The organism is Burkholderia sp. BCC0419, assembly GCF_902830285.1.
Lineage (GTDB): Bacteria > Pseudomonadota > Gammaproteobacteria > Burkholderiales > Burkholderiaceae > Burkholderia.
Genome location: NZ_CADESR010000001.1, coordinates 2,492,907 through 2,510,483, shown reverse-complemented (window position 1 = coordinate 2,510,483; position 17,577 = coordinate 2,492,907). Strand labels below are relative to the sequence as shown.

The following is a 17,577-nucleotide window of genomic DNA, read 5'->3' as shown; positions in this document are numbered from 1 at the left end:
GACGCCTGACCAGCGGGCCGGTCACTGCCCGGCGCAGCCGATGATGGCGCGGGCGCGGCAGAACATCCGTCACCTCCTGCCGCCGAACATCGGCGGCATTCCGCCCGGCCCATCCGGGCTGGGCGCTTTTTCGGAAGGCGTCGGGTGTGCGTTTCGCCGGCAACAAAAAACCCCGCAGACTTGCGTCATGCGGGGTTCGTGCGACGAGCGCGGAATTTGGTGGAGGCGGCGGGAATCGAACCCGCGTCCAGAAGCGCTCCACGACTAGTTCTACATGTTTAGTCCAGTCTTTTGATTTAACCGCAGCGACGCGGACGAACACGCTGCACTACGGCGATTCGCTAAATTTTCGACCCTGGCGTCGCGACGCCGACAGGGCTTAACTGACGTAAATGACCTCTGGCGGTATTGCTACCGGTCTTGCGACACTAGCCCGTCAGTGAACTAGGCAGAGGACGGCGGCCGTTAGGCTGCCAGTGCGAACGTATCGTCGTTTGCAGTTACGATTTTCCCATTGATTAACGAGGTGACGGGTCCTCGACATGCCCTAGCCGCTTCACAACCCCTGTCGAAACCAGGTCGCCCCCGCGGATAAGATTAAACATTATAGCCCAACATCGCGCAGCAGGTCCCGCAGTTCCTGCGTCGTGTCGACGAGGTGCTGGGCCTGCCAGTCGGCCGGCGCAACGCCATCGCCGCAATAGCCGTACGCGGCTGCCACGGTGGCCATGCCGGCGGCGCTGCCGGCCTGAATGTCGCGCAGGTCGTCGCCGACGTAGACGATGCGCGCGGGCGCGAGCGTCAACTGGTCGGCCGCATGCAGCAGCGGGGCCGGATGCGGCTTCGGGTGCGGCGTTGTGTCGCCCCCGACGATGCAGGCGGCGCGCGGCGCGAGACCGAGCAGCTCGACGAGCGGTGCCGTGAGCCGCATCGCCTTGTTCGTGACGATGCCCCAGCGCACGCCGCGCGCATCGAGTTCGTCGAGCACGTCGCCGATGCCGGGGAACAGCGTCGTATGCACGCAGAGGTCGGCCGCGTAGTTGGCCAGGAACTCGTCGCGCATCGCTTCGTAGCCAGGCGTGTGCGGATCGATGCCGAACGCGCCGCCGAGCAGGCCGCGCGCGCCGGCCGAGGCCAGCGGCCGCAACACGTCGAGCGACGTTTCGGGCAGGCCGCGTCCGCGCTGCATCTTGTTGACGGCTGCCGCGAGATCGGGCGCCGTGTCGGCGAGCGTGCCGTCCAGATCGAACAGGACCGCATCGCAGTGCAGCAGGCGCGGTTCGTCTGCGATCCGCGCGGTCGAAAGGGGAGTCGTCATGCCGGTTGGAAGGTCACGCGCCGCGGCGGCACGCGACGAGATAGTTGATGTCGGTGTCGTTCGACAGCGCGAAGCGCTTGCCGATCGGGTGATACGTGATGCCCTTGATCTCGGCGATGTGCAGATCCGTTGCCCGCACGAAGCCGGCCAGTTCCGACGGGCGGATGAAGCGCGCGTAATCGTGCGTGCCCTTCGGCAGCATTTGTGCGATGTATTCCGCGCCGATCACCGCGAACAGGTAGGACTTCAGGTTGCGGTTCAGCGTCGAGAAGAACACCCAGCCGCCCGGCTTCACGAGCGTCGCGCACGCGGCCACGATATCGCCGGGTGACGGCACGTGCTCAAGCATCTCCATGCACGTGACGACGTCGTAGGTGCCCGGTTCGCGTGCGGCGATCGCTTCGGCGGCGATCGCCTCGTATTCGACCGAAATGCCGCTTTCGAGGCTGTGCAGATCGGCAACGCCGAGCGCTTCGGTCGACAGGTCGATGCCTTTCACCTGCGCGCCGAGCCCGGCCATCGATTCGGACAGGATGCCGCCGCCGCAGCCGATGTCGAGCACACGCTTGCCGGCCAGGTGCGCATGCGCGTCGATCCAGCCGAGCCGGACCGGGTTCAGGTCGTGCAGCGGTTTGAATTCGGCATTCGGATCCCACCACCGGTGGGCGAGGTCGCTGAATTTCTGGAGTTCGTGCGGATCGGCGTTGGTCATGTCGGCAAACGGGCTACGAGAGGAGGGCTGTGCGTCGGTGCGTCAGCCCCGAGTATATAAGCGGGCGGACGACGAGGCCAGCGAGCGCCTGGACGGGCGTCAATGAAAAAGCCCCGCCGGAGCGGGGCTTTGAAGCAGTCGAAAACCGCGGCTTAGTTTGCCGGAACGGTCGTCTTCTGCACTTGCTGCGTACCAACCACTTCGACTTCCACGCGGCGATCCGGTGCGAGGCAGGCGATGAGTTGCTTGCGGTTCTTCTGGTTGCAGCCAGTCGTAACCGGGTTGCGCTTGCCCTTGCCTTCCGTGTAGATCTTGTTGGCCGGCACACCCTTGCTGACCAGGTACGACTTCACGGCTTGCGCACGGCGCAGCGACAGACGGTCGTTGTACTTGTCCGAACCGATGCGGTCCGTGTAGCCCGTTGCGACGACCACTTCCGTGTTCATGCCTTCGATCTTCGAAGCCAGTTCGTCCAGCTTTTGCTTGCCCAGCGGCTTGAGCGTTGCCTTGTCGAAGTCGAACAGTGCGTCAGCTTGATACGTGATCTTCTGGCTCGTGATGGCCGGAGCGACCGGAGCGACCGGCGGCTGCGGTGCCTGGGCGACCAGTGCGCCATCGCACTTCGCGTTGGCGGTGGCCGGCGTCCAGAACGCATCGCGCCAGCAGAGCTCGTTCGTGCCGTTCATCCACACCCATTCGCCCGTGCCGTTCACCCAGTTGTCATTGACGGCTTGACGCGACGCCGGCACCGACTGTGCCGAAGCGGATGCAGCCATAACTGCGGTAGCTGCAATGAACGCGAGCTTTGAAAGTTTATTCATATTTCTCCTCTCGAAATTGAGATTACCGCAGGTTTACTGCGAGCCTGTTGACAGTGACAAGTCATACATTGCTCGAAGTATAACATTGGTGCGGCACAAAAAACGCGGCACCGCTCTGTGTAGACTTCGAGCAGCGTCTAACTTCCAGTGCGTTGGCATTTTGCCATATCGTTCCCTTCCTACGAAAAAAAATCCTCCCCACCCCAAGATCGCTTCAACTTTGTGGTGCATGCGCAACACCGGCCTGCCGTAACTTTTAGAGATTGTCAAGGGCGTGGCCGGGAAATTGCGCGATTGCATGCCGTTGGTTCCTCGCGCGCATGAAACACGGCGAAGGCGATCGCGTGCGACGTCGAGTCGCGCGCGATTTCGGCCGATTCGCTGCTGCCGCGATTTTTGCTGTTTACATATAGTGGGGGAGGCGGATTGGCGGCTGATGGGCGCATGTTAGAATCTCGCGTTGCGTTGCGCATGCAGCGCCCACGCGAAAGGCGTTCGCCGTCTTCGCTCCGAAACGATACGGATACATGGATCAATTCGCCAAAGAGACCCTGCCCACCTCCCTAGAGGAGGAAATGCGCCGTTCGTATCTCGATTACGCGATGAGCGTGATCGTCGGACGTGCCCTTCCGGATGTCCGCGATGGCCTGAAGCCCGTGCACCGGCGCGTATTGTTCGCGATGCACGAACTGAACAACGACTGGAACCGCGCGTACAAGAAATCGGCGCGTATCGTCGGTGACGTGATCGGTAAATATCACCCTCACGGCGATACTGCGGTCTACGACACGATCGTGCGGATGGCGCAGGACTTCTCGCTGCGCTACATGCTGATCGACGGGCAGGGCAACTTCGGCTCGATCGACGGCGACAATGCCGCGGCGATGCGTTACACCGAAATTCGCATGGCGAAGATCGGTCACGAGCTGCTCGCCGACATCGACAAGGAAACGGTCGATTTCGAGCCGAACTACGACGGCAACGAAACGCAGCCGTCGGTCCTGCCGTCGCGCATTCCGAACCTGCTGATCAATGGCTCGTCGGGCATCGCGGTCGGCATGGCGACCAACATCCCGCCGCACAACCTGAACGAAGTCGTCGACGCGTGCCAGCATCTGCTGGGCAACCCGGAAGCGACGATCGACGAGCTGATCGAGATCATCCCGGCGCCGGACTTCCCGACGGCCGGCATCATCTACGGCGTCGCCGGCGTGCGCGACGGCTACCGCACCGGGCGCGGCCGCGTCGTGATGCGCGCGGCCACGCACTTCGAGGAGATCGACCGCGGCCAGCGGATGGCGATCATCGTCGACGAGCTGCCGTACCAGGTGAACAAGCGCTCGCTGCTCGAGCGCATCGCCGAGCTCGTCAACGAGAAGAAGCTCGAAGGCATCTCCGACATTCGCGACGAGTCCGACAAGAGCGGCATGCGCGTCGTGATCGAGCTCAAGCGCGGCGAAGTGCCGGAAGTGGTGCTCAACAACCTGTACAAGGCGACGCAGCTTCAGGACACGTTCGGCATGAACATGGTCGCGCTGGTCGACGGCCAGCCGAAGCTGCTGAACCTGAAGGAAATCCTGCAGTGCTTCCTGTCGCATCGACGCGAAGTGCTGACGCGCCGCACGATCTACGAACTGCGCAAGGCCCGCGAACGCGGCCACGTGCTCGAAGGTCTCGCGGTCGCGCTCGCGAACATCGACGAGTTCATCGCGATCATCAAGGCCGCGCCGACGCCGCCGATCGCGAAGCAGGAACTGATGGCGAAGCCGTGGGATTCGTCGCTCGTGCGCGACATGCTGACGCGCGCCGAGAGCGAGAACGCGGCGGCCGGCGGCCGCTCCGCGTACCGTCCGGAAGGCCTGAACCCGGCATTCGGGATGCAGACCGACGGGCTGTATCGCCTGTCCGACACCCAGGCGCAGGAAATCCTGCAGATGCGTCTGCAGCGCCTGACCGGTCTCGAGCAGGACAAGATCATCGGCGAGTACCGCGAAGTGATGGCGCAGATCGCCGACCTGCTGGACATCCTTGCCCGCCCCGAGCGGATCACGACGATGATCGGCGAGGAGCTGACGTCGGTGAAGGCCGAATTCGGCGACGCGCGCCGCTCGAAGATCGAGCTGAACGCGACCGAGCTGAACACCGAGGATCTGATCACGCCGCAGGACATGGTCGTCACGATGTCGCACGCGGGCTACGTGAAGTCGCAGCCGTTGTCCGAGTACCGCGCGCAGAAGCGCGGCGGCCGTGGCAAGCAGGCGACGCAGATGAAGGAAGACGACTGGATCGAGACGCTCTTCATCGCGAACACGCACGACTACATCCTGTGCTTCTCGAACCGCGGCCGCGTGTACTGGGTCAAGGTCTATGAAGTGCCGCAGGGTTCGCGCAACTCGCGCGGCCGCCCGATCGTCAACATGTTCCCGCTGCAGGAAGGCGAGAAGATCAACGTCGTGCTGCCGGTCAAGGAATTCTCGGCCGACAAGTTCATCTTCATGGCGACGTCGCTCGGTACCGTGAAAAAGACGCCGCTCGAAGCATTCAGCCGCCCGATGAAGAAGGGCATCATCGCGGTCGGTCTCGACGACGGCGACTACCTGATCGGCGCGTCGATCACCGACGGCGCGCACGACGTGATGCTGTTCTCGGACTCCGGCAAGGCCGTGCGTTTCGACGAGAACGACGTGCGCCCGATGGGGCGCGAGGCGCGCGGCGTGCGCGGCATGCAGCTCGAGGACGGGCAGCAGGTCATCGCGCTGCTGGTCGCGGGCAGCGAGGAGCAGACCGTGCTCACCGCCACCGAAAACGGCTACGGCAAGCGCACGCCGATCACCGAGTACACGCGCCATGGCCGCGGCACGAAGGGCATGATCGCGATTCAGACGTCCGAGCGCAACGGCAAGGTCGTAGCCGCCACGCTCGTCGACCCCGAGGATCAGATCATGCTGATCACGACGGCCGGCGTGTTGATTCGCACCCGTGTTTCCGAGATACGCGAGATGGGGCGCGCCACGCAAGGTGTTACACTCATCAGTCTCGATGAGGGTACCAAGCTCTCTGGCCTGCAGCAGATTGCGGAGGCCGAAGAGGGAGAGGGCGAGGCCGACGAGGCGTCGGACGGCGAAGCCTGAAGAACGGATGAGACTCTGGCCGCCGCGGGCGAAAAGCGCCGCGGCCGGCGAGCAACCATTCATATTTCCAAAAGGGAGTGATGATGCAAAAGCAATTCAAGCAACTGGTTCTGCTGGCTGCACTGGTGCCGACGTTCGCGATGGCGCAGGCGCTGTCGAATTCCGCACCGGCTGCTCCGGCGGCAGCTGCGCCGATCGACGCCGACAAGAAGGCAGCGATCAAGGATCTGCTCGACGCGATCGACGCGCCGAAGCTCGTGTCGGCAATCGGCAACAGCGCCGAAATGCAGGCCAAACAGCTCGTGCCGGCCATCCTGTCGGACGCGCTGTCGGAAAACAAGACGCTGAACGACAAGCAGAAGCAGGCTGCCGTTCCGACGCTGCAGAAGAACGCGGTGCCGAAGCTGGTCGACGGCGCAGGCAAGGTGTTCGGCACGCAACAGTTCCAGAGCGACGCGATGTCGGCTCAGTACGACGCCTACGCGAAGTACTACAGCACGTCGGAGATCAAGGATCTGACGACGTTCTACAAGAGCCCGACGGGCCGCAAGTTCATCCAGGTTCAGGATCAGGTCGGTCGCGACGTGGTCAACGGCCTGATGCAGAAGTACATGCCGCAAGCGATCCAGGCAACGCGTACGCAGGCTGACAAGGAAGTCGCAGCAGTCAAGCCGGGCAAGTAAGCTGTCCGGGCGCGCCCCCGGCCGTTCGGCCGGGTTTGGCGGGAGCCTGACGACAGTGCGATAATGGCCGTTTGCGCGCGAGCGCAAGCGGCCATTTCTTTTCTGGCGCGGTTCTTTCTGCCGGCGGCAAGCCGGTCGCGTCCCTCCTGAGGTTTTCACGATGCGCGTCTTTAATTTCTCCGCCGGCCCCGCGGCGATGCCCGAGGAAGTGTTGCGGCAGGCCGCCGACGAAATGCTCGACTGGCACGGCAGCGGCATGAGCGTGATGGAGATGAGCCATCGCGGCAAGGAGTTCATGTCGATCCACGAGGCGGCGCTCACCGACCTGCGCGACCTGCTCGGCGTGCCGGCGAGCCACCGGATCCTGTTCCTGCAGGGCGGCGGCATTGCCGAGAACGCGATCGTGCCGATGAACCTGCTCGGCTCGCGCAAGACGGCCGACTTCGTCGTGACGGGTTCGTGGTCGCAGAAGTCGTTCAATGAGGCGAAGAAATACGGCACGCCGCATCTGGCCGCGAGCGGCAAGACGGAGGACGGCTTCACGCGTGCGCCCACGCGTGCCGAGTGGCAGTTGTCGGACGATCCAGCCTACGTGCATCTGTGCACCAACGAGACGATCGACGGCGTCGAGACGTTCGAGATCCCCGATCTCGGCGACGTGCCGCTCGTCGCCGATGTCTCGTCGCACATCCTGTCGCGCCCGATGGACGTCGCGAAGTACGGCGTGCTGTTCGGCGGCGCGCAGAAGAACATCGGGATGGCCGGCGTGACGGTCGTGATCGTGCGCGAGGATCTGCTCGATCGCGCGCTGTCGATCTGCCCGTCCGCGTTCGAATGGAAAACCATTGCCGAGAACAACTCGCTGTACAACACGCCGCCCACCTACGCGATCTACGTCGCGGGCCTCGTGTTCCAGTGGCTGAAGCGGCAGGGCGGCCTCGAAGCGATCGAGGCCCGCAATATCGAAAAATCGAAGCTGCTCTACGACACGATCGACGCGAGCAGTTTCTATCTGAACAAGGTCGAGCCGGCAGCACGTTCGCGGATGAACGTGCCGTTTTTCCTGGCCGACGAAACGCGCAACGAAGACTTCCTTGCCGGCGCAAAGGCGCGCGGGCTGCTGCAGCTGAAGGGCCACAAGTCCGTCGGCGGCATGCGGGCGTCGATCTACAACGCGGTGCCGCTCGAGGGCGTGAAGGCGCTCGTCGAGTACATGAAGGACTTCGAGCAGCGCGGCGCCTGACGGCGGCGTTGTTCAAACAGCACGGCAAAACGCATGGACGACGAACTGAATTCCCGCCTGAAACCGCTGCGCGACCGCATCGACGCGATCGACGCGCAGCTGATCACGCTCCTGAACCAGCGCGCCGCGGTGGCGCTGGAGGTGGGCGAGGTCAAGAAGCATTTCAACGCGCCGGTGTTCCGGCCGGAGCGCGAGCTGCAGGTGATCGCGCGGCTGCAGGACATGAGCGCCGGGCCGCTCGCGAGCGAGCACATCAGCGCCATCTGGCGCGAGATCATGGCGGCGAGCCGCGCGCTCGAGCAGACGATCCACGTCGCGTTCCTCGGGCCGGTCGGCACGTATAGCGAACAGGCGATGCTCGAGTATTTCGGCCAGTCGATCGAAGGGCTGCCGTGCCCGTCGATCGACGAGGTGTTCCGCTCGGTCGAGGCCGGTGCGTCCGCGTTCGGCATCGCGCCGGTCGAGAATTCGACCGAAGGCGCCGTATCGCGCACGCTCGACCTGCTGCTGCAGACCCAGCTGGTGATCAGCGGCGAGCTTGCGCTGCCCATCCATCACAACCTGCTCACGCAGGGCGGCACGCTCGACGGCGTGAAGCGTGTCTGCGCGCATGCGCAAGCGCTCGCGCAATGCCAGCAGTGGCTCGCGGCGAATGCGCCGCAGCTCGAGCGGCAAGCCGTGGCGAGCAACGCGGAGGCCGCGCGCCTCGCGGCGGCCGATCCGACCGTCGCTGCGATCGCGGGCGACCGCGCGGCCGCACACTATGGATTGCAGATCGCGTTTTCGCTGATCCAGGACGATCCGCACAACCGCACGCGCTTCGTGATCGTCGGCAAGCAGCTGGCCGGCCAGAGCGGTCACGACCAGACGTCGCTGATCGTGTCGGTGAAGAACGAGCCGGGCGCCGTGTTCAAGCTGCTCGAGCCGCTCGCGCGGCACGGCGTGTCGATGACGCGCTTCGAGTCGCGTCCGGCGCGCGTCGGCACGTGGGAGTACTACTTCTACATCGACATCGAAGGGCACCGCGACGATGCGGCGGTGGCGGCCGCGCTGGCGGAACTCGGCCAGAAGGCCGCGTTCCTGAAGATACTCGGTTCGTATCCGCGCGCACGCTGACGCGCGGCGGTCCAGCGCCTGCTTGCGCAGGCGTGGCGACCGGGCGGGCAGGGCAGGCCGGTCGGCGCTGCCGAAGGCGGGTTCGGGCAGTATCCGGCGCAGGTTGCGCCGGGTGCGGGCCCGTTGCCCGGAATCTGGAATTCCGCGTGCGGGGCGTCGTTTCGCGCGCGTAACTTGGCTCTTGTCGTGTCAGGCTTTGCATTCAACAAACTGGTCATCTTCGGCGTCGGCCTGATCGGCGGATCGCTGGCCCGCGCGCTGCGCGAGCGCGCGACGGGCGGCGCGGGCGAGATCGTCGGCGTGGGCCGTTCGCGCGCGTCGGTCGAGCGCGCGCTGTCGCTCGGCGTGATCGACCGCGCGGCGGCGCTCGACGACGACGCGCAGTTGCGCGACGCCCTTGCCGGCGCCGATCTCGTCTTGCTCGCCGCGCCCGTCGCGCAGACGGGCCCGTTGCTCGCGCGCATTGCGCCATGGCTCGACGGCGCGACGATCGTCACCGATGCGGGCAGCACCAAGTCCGATGTCGTCGCGGCTGCGCGCGACGCGCTCGGCGCGCGGATCGCGCAGTTCGTGCCGGGTCATCCGATCGCCGGGCGCGAGTCGAGCGGCGTCGAGGCTGCGTTGCCGGATCTCTACGTCGGCCGCAACGTCGTGCTGTGCCCGCTGCCGGAGAACGCGCCCGAAGCGGTGGCCCGGATCGACGCGATGTGGCGCGCGACCGGCGCCGACGTGCGCACGATGAGCACCGAACAGCACGATCGCGTCTTTGCGTCGATCAGCCATCTGCCGCACGTGCTGTCGTTCGCGCTCGTCGAGCAGATTCTCGGCGAGGCCGACGCGGAACTGAAATTCTCGTACGCGGCCGGCGGTTTTCGCGATTTCACGCGCATCGCCGCGTCGAACCCGGAAATGTGGCGCGACGTGTGCGTCGCGAATCGCGCGGCGCTGCTCGACGAACTCGACGGCTACACGCGCGTGCTCACGCGGTTGCGCGCGGCGATCGACGCCGGCGACGGCGCGGCGCTCGAAGCCGTCTTCACGCGCTCGCGCGCCGCGCGCAACGCATGGCAGGAACGCGGCGGCACGCCCGCTGCCGAACTGGTCAAGAAATAACAGGACGATTCCTATGGACTACCTCGATCTCGGCCCATACTCCAGCGCATCGGGCACCGTGCGCCTGCCCGGCTCGAAGAGCATTTCGAACCGCGTGCTGCTGCTCGCGGCGCTCGCCGAAGGCGAAACGACGATCACCAACCTGCTCGACTCCGACGACACGCGCGTGATGCTCGACGCACTCGGCAAGCTCGGCGTGAAGCTCGCGCGCGACGGCGACACCTGTGTCGTCACCGGCACGCGCGGCGCGTTCACCGCGAAGACGGCCGACTTGTTCCTCGGCAACGCGGGCACGGCCGTTCGGCCGCTGACCGCGGCGCTCGCGGTGAACGGCGGCGACTATCGCGTGCACGGCGTGCCGCGCATGCACGAGCGGCCGATCGGCGATCTCGTCGACGGCTTGCGCCAGATCGGCGCGGAGATCGACTACGAGCTGAACGAAGGCTACCCGCCGCTGCGGATCAAACCGGCGACGATTTCGGTCGATGCGCCGATCCGCGTGCGCGGCGACGTGTCGAGCCAGTTCCTCACCGCGCTCCTGATGACGCTGCCGCTCGTGAAGGCGAAGGACGGCAGGACCGTCGTCGAAGTCGACGGCGAGCTGATCTCGAAGCCGTACATCGACATCACGATCCGGTTGATGGCGCGCTTCGGCGTGACCGTCGAGCGCGACGGCTGGCAGCGCTTCGTCGTGCCGGCCGGCGTCCGCTACAAGTCGCCGGGGCGGATCATGGTCGAGGGCGACGCGTCGTCCGCGTCGTACTTCCTCGCGGCCGGCGCGCTCGGCGGCGGCCCGCTGCGGGTCGAGGGCGTGGGGCGGGCGAGCATCCAGGGCGACGTCGGCTTCGCGAATGCGCTGATGCAGATGGGCGCGAACGTGACGATGGGCGACGACTGGATCGACGTGCGCGGCATCGGCCACGATCACGGCAAGCTCGAGCCGATCGACATGGATTTCAACCTGATTCCCGATGCGGCGATGACCATCGCGGTCGCGGCGCTGTTCGCGAACGGCACGAGCACGCTGCGCAACATCGCGAGCTGGCGCGTGAAGGAGACGGACCGCATCGCCGCGATGGCGACCGAGCTGCGCAAGGTCGGCGCGATCGTCGAGGAAGGCCCCGACTATCTCGTCGTCACGCCGCCGGAAAAGCTCACGCCGAACGCGGCGATCGATACGTACGACGATCATCGGATGGCGATGTGCTTCTCGCTCGTCAGCCTGGGCGGCGTGCCCGTGCGGATCAACGATCCGAAGTGCGTCGGCAAGACGTTCCCCGACTATTTCGACCGCTTCGCCGCGCTCGCCAAAGCCTGACCCGACTGTTCCGATGAAATCGACCCGACCCTTTCACCCGACTCCCGTCATCACGATCGACGGCCCGACCGCTTCCGGCAAGGGCACCGTCGCGGCGCTCGTCGCCGCGCACCTTGGCTTCCACCTGCTCGACAGCGGCGCGCTGTACCGGCTCGCCGCGCTCGCGAGCGTACGCTACGGCGTCGCCGCGGAAGACATCGACGCGCTGGTGAAGCTGATCGACGATCTGCACATCACGTTCCGTGAAGGTTGCGCGCAGCTCGACGGCGTCGACGTGTCGAACGACATTCGTGCCGAAGCGGTCGGCAACCGCGCGTCCGCCATTGCCGTGCATGGCCCCGTGCGCACCGCGCTCGTCGCGCGCCAGCGCGCGTTCCGCAAGACGCCGGGCCTCGTCGCCGACGGGCGCGACATGGGCACCGTGATCTTCCCGGACGCCGTGCTGAAGGTGTTCCTGACGGCCAGCGCCGAGGCACGCGCGACCAGACGGCATAAGCAATTGATGCAAAAAGGTTTTTCTGCTAATATAGATGACTTGCTCCGGGATCTTCGTGAACGTGATGCGCGCGACAGCAATCGCGCAGCCGCGCCGCTGAAGCCTGCGGCAGATGCCGAGTTGCTCGATACGTCGGCACTTTCGGTCGATGAAGCTGTCGATCAGGTGCTGCAGTGGTACCGGGCGCTCGGCCAGCCCGCCTGAGAAGGCGGGCAGCGGTAGGTGCTCCGCGTCGCAAGCGCGGAGCGTGTTTCGAACCCTTAACCCCGTGTGGTCCTCGATCTGGCCCTTTCAGCCTGCCATTCCGGCCGGCGTGGCACAGCGAGCCATGCACAATCAGATTTTTATGTCCGACCTGCAAACCTCTACCCCGAATACCGAATCCTTTGCGGCTCTGTTCGAAGAGTCGCTGACCCGCCAAGACATGCGCGCCGGCGAAGTGATTTCCGCCGAAGTCGTGCGCGTCGACCACAACTTCGTGGTCGTCAATGCAGGCCTGAAGTCCGAGGCTTACATTCCGATCGAGGAATTCCTGAACGATCAGGGCGAGGTTGAGGTGCAGTCGGGCGATTTCGTGTCCGTCGCGATCGACGCACTCGAAAACGGCTACGGCGACACGATCCTGTCGCGCGACAAGGCGAAGCGCCTTGCATCGTGGCTGTCGCTGGAAAAGGCGCTCGACAACAACGAGCTCGTCACCGGCACGATCACCGGCAAGGTGAAGGGCGGCATGACCGTGATGGTCAACGGCATCCGCGCGTTCCTGCCGGGTTCGCTGGTCGACACGCGTCCGGTCAAGGACACGACCCCGTACGAAGGCAAGACGCTCGAGTTCCGCGTGATCAAGCTCGATCGCAAGCGTAACAACGTCGTGCTGTCGCGTCGCGCAGTGATCGAAGCAACCCAAGGCGAAGAGCGCGCGAAGCTGCTCGAGACGCTGAAGGAAGGCGCGATCGTCAACGGCGTGGTCAAGAACATCACCGATTACGGCGCGTTCGTCGACCTCGGCGGCATCGACGGCCTGCTGCACATCACCGACATCGCATGGCGTCGTGTGCGTCACCCGAGCGAAGTCCTGTCGGTTGGCCAGGAAGTCACCGCGAAGATCCTCAAGTTCGACCAAGAGAAGAACCGCGTCTCGCTGGGCATCAAGCAACTGGGCGACGATCCGTGGGAAGGCATCTCGCGCCGTTACCCGTCGGGCACGCGCCTGTTCGGCAAGGTCACGAACATCACCGACTACGGCGCATTCGTCGAAGTGGAATCGGGCATCGAAGGCCTCGTCCACGTGTCGGAAATGGACTGGACCAACAAGAACGTTGCGCCGTCGAAGGTTGTCCAGCTGGGCGACGAAGTCGAAGTCATGGTCCTCGAGATCGACGAAGACCGTCGTCGTATCAGCCTCGGCATGAAGCAGTGCAAGCCGAATCCGTGGGATGACTTCAGCCGCAACTTCAAGAAGGGCGACAAGATCACGGGCGCAATCAAGTCGATCACCGACTTCGGCGTGTTCATCGGTCTGCCGGGCGGCATCGACGGCCTGGTCCACCTGTCGGACCTGTCGTGGAGCGAAACCGGCGAGGAAGCCGTTCGCAAGTACAAGAAGGGCGACGAAGTCGAAGCAATCGTGCTCGGTATCGACGTCGAGAAGGAGCGTATTTCGCTCGGCATCAAGCAACTCGAAGGCGACCCGTTCAGCAACTACGTTGCAATGAACGACAAGGGCTCGATCGTCGACGGCGTCGTGAAGTCGGTCGATGCGAAGGGTGCGGTCGTCACGCTGACGGGCGACATCGAAGGCTACCTGCGTGCATCGGAAATCGCACAGGATCGCGTCGAAGACGCACGCAACGTGCTGAAGGAAGGCGACAAGGTCAACGCGATGGTGATCAACATCGATCGCAAGTCGCGCGGCATCAACCTGTCGATCAAGGCGAAGGATTCGGCCGAACAACAGGAAGCGATCCGCGGCCTGCAGTCGGACTCCAGCGCTGCTGCGACCGGTACGACCAACCTCGGCGCGCTGCTGAAGGCGAAGCTCGACGGCCAGAACCAGTAAGCCTTACGAGGTCTGCTGAAGTATGACCAAATCCGAGTTGGTCGCGCAGCTGGCATCGCGATTTCCGCAACTTGTCCTCAAGGATGCGGATTTCGCGGTGAAAACGATGCTCGATGCGATGTCCGACGCCCTGGCGAAAGGGCACCGCATTGAAATTCGGGGTTTCGGCAGCTTTGGCCTCAATCGTCGCCCGGCGCGCGTCGGACGCAACCCGAAGTCGGGGGAGAAAGTGCAGGTGCCCGAGAAGTTCGTGCCGCACTTCAAACCCGGCAAGGAATTGCGTGAACGCGTCGACGGCCGCGCCGGTGAACCGCTGAAGGCTGACGATCCGGACGACGAGCGTTGAGCGTCGTTCGGTGGCCCGGAACCTGTCCGGCGAAGGCTGAAAAGAAAAGCGCCCCTTGCGGGCGCTTTTTTCATTTCCGGCAGTCGACGCGCGACGCCGCGCACAGGATGTGCGCAGCCGCGGAAACGCTTCCTTTACAATACGGGTCGATTCGGTGCGACGCAGGGGAGTCGCGCGCCGCGGCAAACCTCAACAAAGAGAGGGCTTCATGAAGTTTATCGTCTGGCTGATCCGGGTATTGGTGTTCGTCCTGCTGCTGGTGCTTGCGCTGGCCAATACACAAACCGCGACGCTGAATTTCGTTGCCGGCTACGCATGGCAAGCGCCGCTGATCCTGATCGGCCTGGCATTCTTCGCCGTGGGGCTGCTGGCCGGCCTGCTGTCCGCGCTGCCTTCGATCTTCCGCCTGCGTCTCGAGAACGGGCGTTTGAAGCGCGATCTGCGTGCGGCGCGCGAAACGCCTGCCGTCATCGACCAGCCGCCGATGCCGCCCGTCATTTAACCCGGACGCCGCGCGATCATCGCGCGGTTTTCGTCTCTGCTTCGATATTTCGCATGGATCTGGATTTCTGGTGGTTGCTCGCGATTCCGGTCGCGTTCGCGCTCGGTTGGGCGGCGTCACGCTATGACCTGAAGAATCTCCTGTCGGAGAGTGCCAACCTGCCGCGCTCGTATTTTCGCGGCCTGAATTTTCTGTTGAACGAACAGCCCGACAAGGCGATCGATGCGTTCATCGAGGTGGCCAAGCTCGATCCCGAAACGGTCGAGCTGCACTTCGCGCTCGGCAACCTGTTTCGCCGCCGCGGCGAGACCGACCGCGCGATCCGCGTGCACCAGAACCTGTTGAGCCGCACCGACCTGCCGGTCAACGAGCGCGACCACGCGCTGTACGAACTGGGCCAGGATTTCCTGAAAGCCGGCTTGCTGGATCGCGCGGAAGAGGCGTTCCACAAGCTTGCGGACGGCGATTACGCGCTCGGCGCACAGCGGGCGCTGCTGACGATCTACGAGATCGAGAAGGACTGGAACAAGTCGATCGATACCGCGAAACGCATCGAATCGATGAGCGACAAGCCGCTCGGCACCGAAATTGCGCAGTTTCACTGTGAACTCGCGCAGGACGCGCTGCAGCGCAAGCATGCCGACGCAGCGGCCGAACAGTTGCGCCTTGCGCTGACCGTGAATCCGCAGAACGTCCGTGCGACGATCCTGTCCGGCGACGCGGCGGAAGCGGCGGGCGACCACGCGGCCGCGATCGAGCACTGGAAGCGCGTCGAAGCGCAGAACCCGGCATATCTGCCGCTCGTCGCCGACAAGCTGATGAAGGCGTACGTCGCGCTCGGCAAGAACGTCGAAGGCGCCGAGTTGCTGATGGGCTACGTCGATCGTTATCCGTCGAACGACCTGCTCGACATCGCCTATCAGCATATCGCCGGGTTGCGCGGCCAGGATTCGGCGCACACGCTCGCGCGGACGCAGATGGAAAAGTCGCCGAACCTGTCGGGGATGCTGCACCTGCTCGATGCGCAGATCGCGGCGGCCGAGGAACCGCGTCGTAAGGAACTTGAAATGATGCGTGCGCTGATCAAGCAGCGCACGAAAAATCTGCCACGGTATACGTGCCAGAATTGCGGTTTCCGGGCGCGGCTCTTCTACTGGCAGTGCCCCGGATGCAGCGGCTGGGAAACCTATGCGCCGCGCCGCGTCGAACCTGCGATGCCGGGCTGATCCCGGCACGCGGAGCCAACGCGCTGCGGCTGCCGCCGGGCTCGTCCCGGCGGCCAAGTTAGTCAATTACCGGGAAGTACCGGAACATCTATGAAAATCACCATCATCGGCACCGGCTATGTGGGCCTCGTCACGGGCGCCTGCCTCGCGGAGATCGGTCACGACGTCTTCTGTCTCGACGTCGATCCGCGCAAGATCGATATCCTGAACAACGGCGGGATGCCGATTCACGAACCGGGGCTGCTGGACATCATCGCGCGCAACCGCACGGCGGGGCGCCTGCGCTTCTCGACCGACATCGAGGCGAGCGTCGCGCATGGCGAGATCCAGTTCATCGCGGTCGGCACGCCGCCCGACGAGGACGGCTCGGCCGACCTGCAATACGTGCTCGAGGCCGCGCGCAACATCGGCCGCCACATGACGGGCTTCAAGGTGATCGTCGACAAGTCGACGGTGCCGGTCGGCACCGCGCGCCGCGTGTGCGGCGTGGTCGACGAGGCGCTCGCCGCACGCGGGCTCGCGGGCAGCGTCGCGCATCGCTTCTCGGTCGTGTCGAACCCGGAATTCCTGAAGGAAGGCGCCGCGGTCGAGGACTTCATGCGCCCGGACCGGATCATCATCGGCGTCGACGACGACGAAACCGGCACGATCGCGCGCGAGAAGATGAAGAAGCTCTACGCGCCGTTCAACCGCAACCACGAGCGCACGATCTACATGGACGTGCGTTCGGCCGAGTTCGCAAAGTACGCGGCGAACGCGATGCTCGCGACGCGCATCTCGTTCATGAACGAGATGTCGAACCTCGCCGACAAGGTCGGCGCCGACATCGAGGCCGTGCGCCGCGGGATCGGCTCCGATCCGCGCATCGGCTATCACTTCCTGTATGCCGGCGTCGGCTACGGCGGCTCGTGCTTCCCGAAGGACGTGCAGGCGCTGATCCGCACCGCGGGCGAGAACGGCCAGCCGCTGCGCATCCTGGAGGCCGTCGAGGCCGCCAACCATGCGCAGAAGGACGTGCTGATCGGCAAGATCGAGCAGCGCTTCGGCGCCGACCTGACGGGCCGCGAATTCGCGGTGTGGGGCCTCGCGTTCAAGCCGAACACCGACGACATGCGCGAGGCACCGAGCCGCCGTCTGATCGCCGCGCTGCTCGAACGCGGTGCGACCGTGCGCGCGTACGATCCGGTCGCCGTCGACGAAGCGCGGCGCGTGTTCGCGCTGGATTTCGGCGACGATGCGGACGCGCTGGCGCGACTGCATCTCGTCGACACGCAGGACGTCGCGGTCACGGGCGCGGACGCACTCGTGATCGTCACCGAGTGGAAGGAATTCCGCAGCCCCGATTTCACGCGCCTGAAGGCCGAACTGAAGGCGCCGGTGATCTTCGACGGGCGCAACCTGTACGAGCCGGATGCGATGGCCGAACTGGGCATCGACTACTACGCGATCGGCCGGCCGTACGTCGATCCCCAGTCGTTCTCCCGTGGCTGAAC

15 protein-coding genes and 1 other RNA gene are annotated in these 17,577 nt (G+C 64.8%); 12 read left to right on the top strand and 4 right to left on the bottom strand.

Going from position 1 to position 17,577, the window contains the following annotated elements; genetic code table 11:
- Window positions 1-217: 217 nt before the first annotated feature.
- The 4 genes from ssrA to ompA form a co-directional block, all read right to left on the bottom strand.
- Window positions 218-587, bottom strand: a transfer-messenger RNA (tmRNA) gene (gene ssrA, locus HWW87_RS11240).
- A 17-nt stretch (window positions 588-604) separates the two neighbouring features.
- On the bottom strand, window positions 605-1,318 hold the full coding sequence (gph, locus tag HWW87_RS11235; RefSeq protein WP_175820307.1) for a phosphoglycolate phosphatase: 714 nt from the start codon (window positions 1,316-1,318) through the stop codon (window positions 605-607).
- A gap of 13 nt (window positions 1,319-1,331) precedes the next feature.
- Window positions 1,332-2,030, bottom strand: a complete 699-nt coding sequence (ubiG, locus tag HWW87_RS11230; RefSeq protein WP_175820306.1) for a bifunctional 2-polyprenyl-6-hydroxyphenol methylase/3-demethylubiquinol 3-O-methyltransferase UbiG — start codon at window positions 2,028-2,030, stop codon at window positions 1,332-1,334.
- A gap of 152 nt (window positions 2,031-2,182) precedes the next feature.
- Window positions 2,183-2,851, bottom strand: a complete 669-nt coding sequence (ompA, locus tag HWW87_RS11225) for an outer membrane protein OmpA (RefSeq protein ID WP_006476579.1) — start codon at window positions 2,849-2,851, stop codon at window positions 2,183-2,185.
- 527 nt (window positions 2,852-3,378) lie between these two features.
- Here ompA and gyrA point away from each other — a divergent pair.
- From gyrA to HWW87_RS11165, 12 genes are all read left to right on the top strand, one after another.
- On the top strand, window positions 3,379-5,982 hold the full coding sequence (gene gyrA, locus HWW87_RS11220; protein ID WP_175820305.1) for a DNA gyrase subunit A: 2,604 nt from the start codon (window positions 3,379-3,381) through the stop codon (window positions 5,980-5,982).
- An 83-nt stretch (window positions 5,983-6,065) separates the two neighbouring features.
- Entirely contained in the window at window positions 6,066-6,665 is a 600-nt protein-coding gene (locus HWW87_RS11215) for a DUF2059 domain-containing protein (RefSeq protein WP_006486966.1), read from the top strand.
- Window positions 6,666-6,825: 160 nt separating this feature from the next.
- Complete coding sequence (gene serC, locus HWW87_RS11210) at window positions 6,826-7,908, top strand: 3-phosphoserine/phosphohydroxythreonine transaminase (protein ID WP_175820304.1); 1,083 nt, start codon at window positions 6,826-6,828, stop codon at window positions 7,906-7,908.
- Window positions 7,909-7,941: 33 nt separating this feature from the next.
- A complete protein-coding gene (gene pheA, locus HWW87_RS11205; RefSeq protein ID WP_175820303.1) occupies window positions 7,942-9,024 on the top strand; it encodes a prephenate dehydratase in 1,083 nt (360 codons plus the stop codon).
- Window positions 9,025-9,210: 186 nt separating this feature from the next.
- Entirely contained in the window at window positions 9,211-10,137 is a 927-nt protein-coding gene (locus HWW87_RS11200) for a prephenate dehydrogenase/arogenate dehydrogenase family protein (RefSeq protein ID WP_175820302.1), read from the top strand.
- Between the two features lie 13 nt (window positions 10,138-10,150).
- A complete protein-coding gene (gene aroA, locus HWW87_RS11195) occupies window positions 10,151-11,455 on the top strand; it encodes a 3-phosphoshikimate 1-carboxyvinyltransferase (RefSeq protein ID WP_175820301.1) in 1,305 nt (434 codons plus the stop codon).
- Between the two features lie 13 nt (window positions 11,456-11,468).
- A complete protein-coding gene (gene cmk / locus HWW87_RS11190) occupies window positions 11,469-12,155 on the top strand; it encodes a (d)CMP kinase (RefSeq protein ID WP_174388313.1) in 687 nt (228 codons plus the stop codon).
- 124 nt (window positions 12,156-12,279) lie between these two features.
- Entirely contained in the window at window positions 12,280-14,010 is a 1,731-nt protein-coding gene (gene rpsA, locus HWW87_RS11185; protein WP_347879285.1) for a 30S ribosomal protein S1, read from the top strand.
- A 22-nt stretch (window positions 14,011-14,032) separates the two neighbouring features.
- On the top strand, window positions 14,033-14,356 hold the full coding sequence (locus HWW87_RS11180) for an integration host factor subunit beta (protein WP_006486894.1): 324 nt from the start codon (window positions 14,033-14,035) through the stop codon (window positions 14,354-14,356).
- Window positions 14,357-14,564: 208 nt separating this feature from the next.
- On the top strand, window positions 14,565-14,858 hold the full coding sequence (locus tag HWW87_RS11175) for a LapA family protein (RefSeq protein ID WP_012328123.1): 294 nt from the start codon (window positions 14,565-14,567) through the stop codon (window positions 14,856-14,858).
- Between the two features lie 53 nt (window positions 14,859-14,911).
- Entirely contained in the window at window positions 14,912-16,084 is a 1,173-nt protein-coding gene (gene lapB / locus HWW87_RS11170) for a lipopolysaccharide assembly protein LapB (RefSeq protein ID WP_174388310.1), read from the top strand.
- A 90-nt stretch (window positions 16,085-16,174) separates the two neighbouring features.
- A complete protein-coding gene (locus HWW87_RS11165) occupies window positions 16,175-17,575 on the top strand; it encodes a UDP-glucose/GDP-mannose dehydrogenase family protein (protein ID WP_174433090.1) in 1,401 nt (466 codons plus the stop codon).
- Window positions 17,576-17,577 lie beyond the last annotated feature (2 nt).

Excerpts from the sequence above, each read along its gene's own strand:
- lapB (WP_174388310.1), top strand. The coding sequence starts at position 14,912 with ATGGATCTGGATTTCTGGTGGTTGCTCGCGATTCCGGTCGCGTTCGCG.
- serC (WP_175820304.1), top strand. The coding sequence starts at position 6,826 with ATGCGCGTCTTTAATTTCTCCGCCGGCCCCGCGGCGATGCCCGAGGAA.
- HWW87_RS11180 (WP_006486894.1), top strand. The coding sequence starts at position 14,033 with ATGACCAAATCCGAGTTGGTCGCGCAGCTGGCATCGCGATTTCCGCAA.
- gyrA (WP_175820305.1), top strand. The coding sequence starts at position 3,379 with ATGGATCAATTCGCCAAAGAGACCCTGCCCACCTCCCTAGAGGAGGAA.
- aroA (WP_175820301.1), top strand. The coding sequence starts at position 10,151 with ATGGACTACCTCGATCTCGGCCCATACTCCAGCGCATCGGGCACCGTG.
- cmk (WP_174388313.1), top strand. The coding sequence starts at position 11,469 with ATGAAATCGACCCGACCCTTTCACCCGACTCCCGTCATCACGATCGAC.
- ubiG (WP_175820306.1), bottom strand. The coding sequence starts at position 2,030 with ATGACCAACGCCGATCCGCACGAACTCCAGAAATTCAGCGACCTCGCC.
- pheA (WP_175820303.1), top strand. The coding sequence starts at position 7,942 with ATGGACGACGAACTGAATTCCCGCCTGAAACCGCTGCGCGACCGCATC.
- ompA (WP_006476579.1), bottom strand. The coding sequence starts at position 2,851 with ATGAATAAACTTTCAAAGCTCGCGTTCATTGCAGCTACCGCAGTTATG.
- gph (WP_175820307.1), bottom strand. The coding sequence starts at position 1,318 with ATGACGACTCCCCTTTCGACCGCGCGGATCGCAGACGAACCGCGCCTG.
- rpsA (WP_347879285.1), top strand. The coding sequence starts at position 12,280 with ATGCACAATCAGATTTTTATGTCCGACCTGCAAACCTCTACCCCGAAT.
- HWW87_RS11165 (WP_174433090.1), top strand. The coding sequence starts at position 16,175 with ATGAAAATCACCATCATCGGCACCGGCTATGTGGGCCTCGTCACGGGC.
- HWW87_RS11175 (WP_012328123.1), top strand. The coding sequence starts at position 14,565 with ATGAAGTTTATCGTCTGGCTGATCCGGGTATTGGTGTTCGTCCTGCTG.
- HWW87_RS11215 (WP_006486966.1), top strand. The coding sequence starts at position 6,066 with ATGCAAAAGCAATTCAAGCAACTGGTTCTGCTGGCTGCACTGGTGCCG.